2 protein-coding genes are annotated in these 3,068 nt (G+C 69.0%); both read right to left on the bottom strand.

Going from position 1 to position 3,068, the window contains the following annotated elements; genetic code table 11:
- Positions 1-116: 116 nt before the first annotated feature.
- Positions 117-830: a tRNA (adenosine(37)-N6)-threonylcarbamoyltransferase complex dimerization subunit type 1 TsaB gene (tsaB, locus tag ACTJJM_RS21145; protein WP_100446438.1), complete on the bottom strand. Its 714-nt coding sequence runs from the start codon at positions 828-830 to the stop codon at positions 117-119.
- 9 nt (positions 831-839) lie between these two features.
- Positions 840-2,888 (bottom strand): ATP-dependent DNA helicase, encoded by a 2,049-nt coding sequence (locus tag ACTJJM_RS21140; RefSeq protein WP_440865950.1) that lies wholly within the window; start codon positions 2,886-2,888, stop codon positions 840-842.
- Between the last annotated feature and the right edge of the window lie 180 nt (positions 2,889-3,068).

Here is a 3,068-nt window from a genome sequence, read left to right as displayed (position 1 = left end):
GTGAGCCGCATGGATGCGGCGACCGAGCTTACATGGACGTACTTGCAGCGCCCCCTGCGCAGCCCACCCGCCCGGCCAAACCACGGCTTGTGCTTTCGCGCTCCGCCACGAGGGGCTCAGCCGTTGGCCTTCGCCTTCGCCTCGCGCGCAGCCTGCTGCTCGACCAGGGTCAGCGCCACGTTGTCACGCAGGTACGCGGGCTCGACCTTCTCCGGCGCAATCGCCTCGCCACGCGCGAACGCCGGCACCGCCAGTGCCAGCACATCCGATGCCCGCGGCAGTGCTGTCGCATCGAATCCCCGAAGGCCACTGCCCAACTGCGCCACCAGCGCGCCGTCGGCCGCGCCGAAGCCGGTGCCGACGCCATAGGCCGACAGCCCGTCCGGCAGCGCCACTGCTGCCGGTGCACATACACGCTCGCCATCGCGCGCGAGCGGCAGGCCGTCAACACGCTCGAAGCGCGCAACGTACAACTCTCCCATCCGTGCGTCGATCGCCGACAGGATCTGCGTTTCTTCTTCCGGTGCCCGCAGCGCCAGCACCTGCAGCGTCGAGACCGGCAATAGCGGCCGGTCCAGCGCCAGTGCGATGCCCTGGGCAATCGCGATCGCCAGGCGCACGCCGGTGAACGCCCCGGGGCCGCGGCTGAGCGCGATGCCGTCCAACTGGCGACGGCTGATGCCGGCCTCGGCCAGCAGCGCCTCGGCCCACGGCAGGCTCAGTTCGGCATGCCGGCGCGGGGCGATCTCGAAGCGTTCCAGTACCTGCCCATCGACATGCAGGGCAACGGAACAGGCTTCGGTGGCGGTTTCAAAGGCGAGCAGTTTCATCGGATCGGGTCAGAACAGGGGGAACGTGGCACCGGGCGCCGGCTCGGGGCCGGTCGCAACAGCGGCCCGGGCAGCCGCATCATCGGCCACGGGCGCCCATTGTGGCGTAAAGAAGGCCTGAACATCGGCCAGGCTGCGGGTACGGCGGAACGGTGGCAGTGAATCGAGAAACACCCGGCCGTAACCCCGGTTGAACAGGCGCGGGTCGCACAGCACCAGCACGCCGCGGTCGCTCTCGCTGCGGATCAGGCGGCCGACGCCCTGCTTCAACGCGATCACCGCCTGCGGCAGCTGTTCATCGCGGAACGGGTTGCCGCCCTGGCTGCGGATCGCCTCCAGGCGTGCCTCGTAGACCGGGTCATCCGGTGCTGCGAACGGCAGCTTGTCGATCATCACCACGCTCAACGCTTCGCCGACCACGTCCACGCCCTCGCGGAAACTGGCCGAGCCCAGCAGCACGCCATTGCCCGATTCGCGGAAGCGTTGCAGCAGCGTCGCGCGCGGCGCCTCGCCCTGCACGAACAACGGCCATGGCCCATCACGCAGTGCCTCGGCGGCCTCGCGCAATGCACGGTGCGAGGCGAACAGCAGGAACGCCCTGCCCTGCGAGGCCTGCAGCACCGGCCGCAGGGTCTGGATCAGCGCGGTTCCGAAACCACGCGCGGCCGGATCAGGCAGGCCCTCGGGCAGATAGCACAACGCCTGCTCCGGCCAGTTGAACGGGCTGGGCTGGACCAGCGTATGCGGGTCGTCCAGGCCCAGGCGGGTGGCGATGTGATCGAAACCACCGCCCACGGTCAGTGTCGCCGAGGTAAAGATCCATGCGGCGCGGCTGCGTTCGCGATGCTCGCGCAACGGGCCGGACACATCCATCGGCGTGCGCTGGCAGCGGAAACCACGCGGCGTGAGCTCGTACCAGAGCACATCGGCGGCGCTGGCGGTCTCCTCCGGATCGGTATCGAAATCGAGGGTGGGTTCGTCATCGCCCAGCCAGCGACTGAGCCGCGAGACCGCCTCGCGCGCCCGCGCATGGCAGGCATCCAGGCCCGCCGCGGCTTCGCGCAGCGGCTGCAGCGCCTGCTCCAGCGTCACCAGGCCAGCCATCACCGTATCGAAGCCATCACGCACCTGCGGCATCGCCAGTGCACGCCATTGCGTGCCACGCGCTGGCAGCCCTTCCATTGCCGAGCGCAGCGCCAACAGCGCCTGCTGCAACTGGTCGACCGGTTCCTGCAGCGCCGACTGCGCGCCCCCGACGCCGCGCGCTTCGGCCAGGCAGTCGCGGCCCAGTTCCTGCCACGGACGCATGCCAAAACCTTCGCCGAAGAACTGCGCGGCCAGTTCGGGCAACTGATGCGCCTCGTCGATGACGAAGGCCTGCGCCCCAGGTAACAACTCGCCAAAGCCGTCCTGCTTCAGTGCCAGGTCGGCCAACAGCAGATGGTGGTTGACCACCACCACATCGGCGGCCTGCGCGCGTTGCCGCGCGCGCACCACGAAGCAGTCATCCCAGAACGGGCAGTCGGTCCCCAGGCAGTTGTCGACAGTGGAGGTGACCATCGGCAGCAGCGGCGAATCATCGGCCAGGCCTTCCAGTTCGGCGATGTCACCGAACTCCGAACGACCGGACCAGGCCAGGATCCGCTGGAACTGCGCAGCCTGTTCGGGGCTGGAAAAACGCGGCTCGCCGCGCGCCTGCTGCAAGCGATAGCGGCACAGGTAGTTCGCGCGTCCCTTCAGCAGCGCACTGCGCAGGCCGACACCGAGTGCCTGGCGCACCCGTGGCAGATCGCGGTGGTAGAGCTGGTCCTGCAGCGCGCGGGTACCGGTGGAGATGATGGTGCGCAACCCGGACAGCAGCACCGGCACCAGGTAGGCGAACGTCTTGCCGGTGCCGGTACCGGCCTCGGCCAGCAGCAGATCACGCTGCTGCAGCGCATCGGCGATGGCTTCGGTCAGGTGCAGCTGTGCCGGACGCGGGACGAATGCATCCAGGTGCGAGGCGAGCGCGCCGCCGTCGCTGAGGGCTTCGCGGCTGGCATGGACAAGGTCGGACATCAGAGGGAAAGGATACCCGGCCGGGCGCTGCCCGGCACCCGTTTCAAGCCAGAGCACCCGCAAAAGCAACGGCAACAGCTTGGTTCATGGCTCTGGGTTTCTACGTGCTGGGCGGGTCGGGAGGGGCAGGCAGGACACGCCGTAAACCCATCCCTGGGGGCTCGATGGCGCCATCCATGG

The sequence above is a fragment of the Stenotrophomonas sp. 22692 genome, assembly GCF_052045015.1.
Lineage (GTDB): Bacteria > Pseudomonadota > Gammaproteobacteria > Xanthomonadales > Xanthomonadaceae > Stenotrophomonas > Stenotrophomonas geniculata.
The sequence above is the reverse complement of the archived record's forward strand: the minus strand, read 5'-3'. Positions and strand labels throughout refer to the sequence as shown.